The organism is Paenibacillus sp. AR247 (assembly GCF_002968895.1).
In the GTDB taxonomy this organism is placed as follows: domain Bacteria; phylum Bacillota; class Bacilli; order Paenibacillales; family Paenibacillaceae; genus Paenibacillus_AQ; species Paenibacillus_AQ favisporus.
This window is the reverse complement of the sequence record NZ_PCZT01000012.1, coordinates 311,127-317,637: the sequence shown is the minus strand read 5'-3', so window position 1 is coordinate 317,637 and position 6,511 is coordinate 311,127. Positions and strand designations below refer to the sequence as shown.

Here is a 6,511-nt window from a genome sequence, read left to right as displayed (position 1 = left end):
TAGAGCCTTCTGAGGTGAGACGCCGCCTGCTTGCCGGCGAGTCCCTGCAGATGATCGACGTCCGTGAGGACGATGAAGTGGCCCAGGGCATGATCAGCGGCGCCAAGCATATCCCGCTGGGTGAAATCCCCGCCCGTCTGGACGAAATCCCGAGAGACGGCGAAGTCATTATGATCTGCCGCAGCGGCGGCCGCAGCATGCGCGCCTGCCAGTACCTGTCGCAGCACGGCATTGACTGCGTCAACATGGTCGGCGGCATGCTTCAATGGAACGAGGAAGAAGAAGAGTAGTCCCCACAAAGTGATGTTATTGCTTCGATGCTTATTCAGGTACTTTGCGGGGGCCCCGAAAACATCATCCCCATTAAGGGAAGCTTTCACTTCGATGCCTATTCAGGTACTTTGCGGGGAGCCCCGAAAACATTATCCCCACAAAGTGAAGTTATGGCTTCGGTGCCCTTCCGGTTGCTTAACCGGGCCGCAACCTAAGCTACTGAAGCAGCAGCTTGACCCCGGTCAGGCTGCTGCTGCTTTTTCACAGAGATAAGCTTAGACGCGGTAATGCGCTAAAATTGCACGCATGACTTCTTTCGCCGCAAGGCCCGATGTGTCCACCGTGCAGTGGGCAAAGCGATATGCGTCTCTCCGCTCCTCAAGCAGCGCTCTCACCCGCTCCTCGGCATTGCCCGCAAGCAGCGGCCGGTTCCGGTCCCCCTGGACCCTGGCAATAATATGCTCCGCATCCGCCATAAGCGCCACGACGAGACCGCCCTGCAGCATCAGCTCGCAGTTGTCCGGGCGCAGCACCGCGCCGCCCCCCGTGGCGACGATCACTCCTTCTCCGGAGGCGAGCACCTGCCGAAGCGTCTCGTTCTCAAGCTCGCGGAAATGCGGCTCGCCATGCCGCTCGAAGATCTCCGGGATCGTCATGCCTGCCTTTTCCACGACGGCGGCATCCAGATCGATCAGCCGGTATCCGAGCTCCATAGCCAGCAGATCGCCGACGGTTGACTTGCCCGTGCCCATCATACCGATCAAGATAATATTTTCCATCATACCGATCAAGATAATATTTTGTTTAGTCCGGTTCAATAGAACACCCCTTTTTGCACTTGCTGCTGCCCCATGCCGTTACTTGCTACATATCATAAACACAGGCCAAAAACTTTTCGACAATGCCGTCCTTCGCCTGCAAGTCTATTTGCAGGAACTCTATCATATACATACATCAACTTGATAACCAGTAGAATATGAGGAGTGGTCGAGAGGAGCCATGCATGATTCCCATAGCCCTTTACTAGGAGGCCCCAAACGGATAGAGCAAATCTTCGATCCCCAGCACATTTTGTGCCGGGACGATCTGCTCTGGGTGCTTCATTACGTCCAAAAAAAGTGGCCCAGAAAGATCCAGCACTGCTGGAGCTTCCCAAGCCACGTCTAATGCGCAATTTTCAATATTTCGGCGAGGCCGCCGTCCTCCTGCTCAGCCGGTCATCTGCCCAGGGGCTCGACAACGAAAGGATCCGCGTCTGCCTGCTGGAGGCGATGCACGGTCTTTTCCAGAGCGGAGAAAACGAAGCTGCTCCCCCCAAGTAACGATTACTCCTGAATCCAGTTGTGATGGAAGACGCCTTCCTTGTCCACGCGCTTGAACGTGTGGGCTCCGAAGTAATCGCGCTGCGCCTGAAGCAGGTTCGCCGGAAGCCGCTCCGTGCGGTAGCTGTCGAAATATGCCAGGGCGCTGGCAAAGCCGGGAACCGGAACGCCTTGAGCCACGGCCGTCGCTACCGTCGTACGCCATGCTTCCTGATAGTTTTCGATGATGTCCTTGAAGAACGGATCCAGAAGCAGGTTTTTCAGGCCCGGATCTTTCTCGTAGGCGTCGGTGATGTTCTGCAGGAAGCGGGAGCGGATGATGCAGCCGCCGCGCCAGATTTTCGCCAGGTTGCCGTACTGCAGATCCCAGCCGTACTCGTCGGAAGCGACGCGCAGCTGCGCGAAGCCTTGGGCGTAGGATACGATTTTACTTGCAAATAGCGCCTTGCGGACGTTCTCGATAAACTCGGCTTTGTCCCCTTGGAACGGTGCTTTTTTCGGGCCGTTCAAAATTTTGCTCGCTTCTACGCGTTCTTCCTTCATGGCCGACAGGAAGCGGGAGAACACAGATTCCGTGATCATGGACAGCGGCACGCCCAAATCCAGGGAGCTTTGGCTTGTCCACTTGCCCGTGCCCTTTTGGCCGGCTGCGTCCAAAATAACGTCCACCATCGGTTTGCCCGTCTCCGGATCCTTTTGGGCGAAAATATCGGCCGTAATTTCGATCAGGTAGCTGTCGAGCTCGCCCTTGTTCCAGTCGGAGAAAATTTCATGCAGTTCTTCGGCGCTCAAACCCAGCGTGTCCCTCAGAAGCTGGTAAGCTTCGCAGATCAGCTGCATGTCGCCGTATTCGATGCCGTTATGCACCATTTTTACGTAATGTCCGGCACCGTCCGGTCCGATATATGTACAGCAAGGCTCCCCGTTCACTTTGGCGGAAATCGCCGTCAGAATCGGTTCCACCAGTTCGTAGGCGCTTCTTTGTCCCCCTGGCATAATGGAAGGTCCCTTCAGAGCTCCCTCTTCCCCGCCGGATACGCCTGTCCCGATAAAGCGCAGTCCTTTTGCTTCCAGCTCCGCGCTGCGGCGCTGTGTATCCGGGAAGTACGCGTTACCTCCGTCGATGATGATGTCCCCTTCGTCCAAGTGAGGCACCAGCTGCTCGATCGTGGCGTCGGTCGCCTTGCCGGCTTGTACCATAATTAAAATTTTTCGCGGTGTTTCCAGCGAGTTCACAAATTCCTCAATCGAGAAAGTCCCCGTCAGATTTTTTCCTTCGGCTTCCTTCAAAAGATCATGCGTTTTTTCTGGAGAGCGGTTAAACACGGAAACGGTGAAGCCTCTGCTCTCAATGTTGAGTGCCAGATTTTTGCCCATGACAGCAAGGCCGATGACACCAATTTGTTGTTTCGACATATGTTTTTTCTCCATTCTTTGCGATTTTTTGATGAAAATTTTAGAACAAGCCTATTTTAACGTGTTTACGCGTGAAAGTGAAGTCCGGGATCGGCAGTCAGCTGCCCGTGATAAAACACCTCGCAGCGCATCCGAGGTGTTTATGAACGATCTTCCATTCTATTGTCGTACAAAAGGTAATTTACCATTCAAGCATCATTAAATCCTTGGACAGGGCGGCGAGCTTCTCCTTGCTCTTCTCCGCTTTTTCGGCATCTCCGGCCTGCATCGCCTCGTACAGGCGCTCCAGCTCGTCATCCAGCTCAAGCCTCAGGAGCTGCAGGCGCAAGTCGCCTTCTTTGGAGAAATACATTTTGGAAATCTCCTGCTCCGTCATAAAGGGACCCTTCTGATACAATACTTTTTGCTGATAGCCTGAAATTTCGACAAGCCGGATCACCTCGCCGAATAGAATGCTCTCGATCAGAATCTGGCGGTCCTTGAACCGTTTGACGATCGCGTGACCGCGGGTATCCTCGATCAGCTTCTCCATCCATTCCGCCAGCTTGGCGTCCCGGATCGTGTAATCCCCAACCATCTTATAACCGTTTTTCGTCCGGTTAAACCGCAGCTTGACGAGTTTGCGCCCCGTTCGGACGGAGATGATGAACAGGGTTTCGTTTTCGCTCCAGTACAACGAATAGCCGTCTTGAATCAAATCCTTGATCAGGTCCTGAATATGCCGCCGGTTAAACCGAAGCTCCAAATTGCAGTATTCCACTTCATAGCTCTTATTCACGGCACTCCCTCCTTCAAAATTGGACCGCCTTTGGCTATTTCCTTCTCCCGCTTCTTAAGACCGGCGGGCTGGAATCGGCCGGTGATTCTTCAGCTTCGTTATCAAGCTGATGGCTTAACAGCTTTGCTATATTTTATACTTTATCCTATGTAACGGTAACTTGGTTTATTGACTATTTTTACCCGACAGGGCGCAGCATCAAACGGAAAAGACCGGCCGGAAGCCCTGCCAATTAAAGATCCGCCGCGGATTGTGGTATAATGGGACAAAAATTCAACACGCATTTGGATGGAGGAGGCAGCAAGAATGCCGTTTGCAGGATTTAACGCGCAGGATTTTGAAGTGTTTAATGTGGAGGGACTGGAGCCCCGGATGGAAGTGCTTATTGAGCGGGTCCGCCCCAAACTTGAAATATTAGGCAGCGAAATCGTTCCATTCCTGTCCGCGCTCAGCGGAGAGGAAATGTTCGTTCACGTGGCCAAGCATGCCCGCCGGACGGTAAACCCACCGAACGATACCTGGGTGGCTTGGGCGGCCAACAAACGCGGCTACAAAGCCCTCCCCCATTTTCAGGTGGGCATGTTCGGCACGCATCTGTTCATCATCTTTGCGATCATTTACGAAAGCACGAACAAGTCGGTATTCGCCGAGCATCTGGAAGGCAAGAAAGGAATCGCGACTGTCAAAAAGCTCCCCAAAACGTTCTATTGGTCGATGGACCATATGGACCCCGGCTTTACCCCGCAGTCTGAAATGACGGCCGCAGACTTCGCCAAAATGGCGGACAAGCTGAAGAACGTCAAAAAATCCGAGGTGCTGTGCGGACTCCGGATTGAAAAAGGGGACCCTGTGCTGGAGGACGGAGACCAACTGGTGTCCGTCATTCATTCCACTTTTGAACAGCTGCTGCCGCTGTATAAAATGGCGTTCTAACCGCCGCTTACGGTGCAGCCAAATATTAAAGGATAGAGCAGCCGGTACGCATAAGCGCGCTGGCACCCTATCCTTTTTTTGTTTGTTACGGCGCGTCTGCCCGCTTCTTGCGCGACAAAACAAGGTGGATCACAAACAGCACGGCCATGACGATGCTGCTGGCGACAAAAGGCATCGAATGCCCGAGACGGTCCCAGAGCTGACCTGAAACGATCGGCCCGACAACCATGCCCGAGCCTTGGAGGGTGAGGAAAAATCCCCAGACCGCTCCCCGCTCGCCTTTGGGCACATGTGTCGATACAAAGGTATTCCAGGCAGGCAGGATCATGGCATAGCTGATGCCCACCACGCCTACGATGGCGAACACAACCGGCAGCGAGCGCACCGCCGAGAACATGATGAGGGAAATAGCCGCCAGCAGAAACCCGGCATTCAGGAAGGGAGCGGTTCCGAACCGGTCGACCAGCTTCCCGCATGGAATGATCGCCAGCACCGTAATGCCTCCACCCGCGATCAGCAGCAGGCTGTACATATTCGGAGACAGGTGCAGCTCATTTTGAACGTACAGCGTGATCACAGGGCTGAGCAGCCCGATGACGAAGGATTGGAGAAACAGCGCCGGAAACACCAGCCAGCTGACCTTCAGGTTATGCCTGATTTCGTACAGCGTCTTGCGGATGCTCGTAAATAGATGATTCACCTTCCCGAGCAGCTGGGGAAGGAACCCCCTCACAGATTCCGTCCTTCCTGTCATCCCCTGCCCATTGGCCTTGACTCTTCCCGGGAGGAGCAATGCAACCAGAACTACGATGATGCAGCAGCCGATAAGGATAAAAAATAGCGTCTGATAGTTTTTGTTCGTACGGTCCATCAAAAAATTCATGACGATCGGTCCTGCGCCTGTTCCGCCCAGCGAAGCAATCTCGAGCATGCCGATCATTTGTCCGCTGCTGCCTCTTGGACCCGAAATGGCCGTCGTCCCGGTCATGGCGCAGGGCCACAGCGGCGAAGTGCCTACCCCAAGAATAAAACAGGCAAGCGACAGCCAGCCTGCGCCGGATAAGAAGGCGATCATGCCAACCGCGACGATGGTCAGCACCAGCGCCCCTGTCAGCGTTCTGCGGTACCCCAGCCGCTCGGCGATCCAGCCCGATGGGCTGCGGAACAGGTTGTCTCCGATATATTGAAGGGAAAAAGCGAGACCGATCGTATGGGCGCCGAGACCGAGCGAGTTTTTCATATAAACCGGCAAAATGGCCACCAGAAGCGACCCTTTCATAAATTCCACGAGAAATAGAATCGTCAGCAGCCCGATGAAAAAGGGCGAGATCAGCCGGCGGGCTGCCGCCGCTTCCGTTATTTGCGACACGCGTTTCACCACTTCCCTATTTTGGTTTGTGCGAATCCTCCCGGCAGTATGGTCTATACTAATAGTGTACCCCATATGGGGACGAGATTTTCACAGGGTCAAAAAGCCGCTTGCATTCGCCCCCCGATTTGCTATACTGAGCTTTGTAATTTTAACAGATGAAAGGTTGTGACAGCATACATGGACCATAGCCGTACCCCTTTATTTACAGCACTCACACAGCACGCGGCAAAAAATCCCGTTCAGTTCCATATTCCCGGCCACAAGAAGGGAATGGGGACCGATACCGAATTCAGAGAATTTATCGGCGATAACGCCCTCTCTATAGATCTGATCAATATTGCCCCGCTGGACGACCTCCACCAGCCGACCGGTGTCATCGAGGAAGCCCAGATTCTTGCTGCTGACGCTTTCGGCGCC

General features: G+C 54.1%; 6 protein-coding genes and 1 pseudogene. 3 read left to right on the top strand and 4 right to left on the bottom strand.

Features of this window, described 5'->3' with window-relative positions; all coding sequences use genetic code 11:
- On the top strand, nt 1-290 hold a 290-nt coding region (locus CPT76_RS22905; protein WP_105444562.1), incomplete at its 5' end, for a rhodanese-like domain-containing protein.
- 258 nt (nt 291-548) lie between these two features.
- Here the strand turns inward: CPT76_RS22905 and CPT76_RS22900 are convergent.
- The 3 genes from CPT76_RS22900 to CPT76_RS22885 form a co-directional block, all read right to left on the bottom strand.
- The gene (locus tag CPT76_RS22900) at nt 549-1,055 is read right to left on the bottom strand and encodes a shikimate kinase (protein ID WP_105444722.1); all 507 of its coding nucleotides are present in this window, start codon (nt 1,053-1,055) and stop codon (nt 549-551) included.
- Nucleotides 1,056-1,598: 543 nt separating this feature from the next.
- Nucleotides 1,599-3,011 carry an NADP-dependent phosphogluconate dehydrogenase gene (gene gndA, locus CPT76_RS22890; protein ID WP_105444561.1) on the bottom strand — a complete coding sequence of 471 codons (1,413 nt, stop codon included), beginning with the start codon at nt 3,009-3,011 and terminating at the stop codon, nt 1,599-1,601.
- Nucleotides 3,012-3,192: 181 nt separating this feature from the next.
- Nucleotides 3,193-3,789 carry a hypothetical protein gene (locus CPT76_RS22885; RefSeq protein WP_076169896.1) on the bottom strand — a complete coding sequence of 199 codons (597 nt, stop codon included), beginning with the start codon at nt 3,787-3,789 and terminating at the stop codon, nt 3,193-3,195.
- 306 nt (nt 3,790-4,095) lie between these two features.
- Between CPT76_RS22885 and CPT76_RS22880 the strand changes: the two genes are divergently transcribed.
- Nucleotides 4,096-4,722: a YktB family protein gene (locus CPT76_RS22880; protein WP_105444560.1), complete on the top strand. Its 627-nt coding sequence runs from the start codon at nt 4,096-4,098 to the stop codon at nt 4,720-4,722.
- Between the two features lie 85 nt (nt 4,723-4,807).
- On the opposite strand, the gene CPT76_RS22875 is transcribed toward CPT76_RS22880, so the two are convergent.
- Nucleotides 4,808-6,091 (bottom strand): MFS transporter, encoded by a 1,284-nt coding sequence (locus tag CPT76_RS22875; protein WP_258168742.1) that lies wholly within the window; start codon nt 6,089-6,091, stop codon nt 4,808-4,810.
- 180 nt (nt 6,092-6,271) lie between these two features.
- On the opposite strand from CPT76_RS22875, the pseudogene CPT76_RS40350 reads away from it, so the two are divergent.
- A pseudogene (locus tag CPT76_RS40350) lies at nt 6,272-6,511 on the top strand (arginine decarboxylase); the annotation flags it as partial.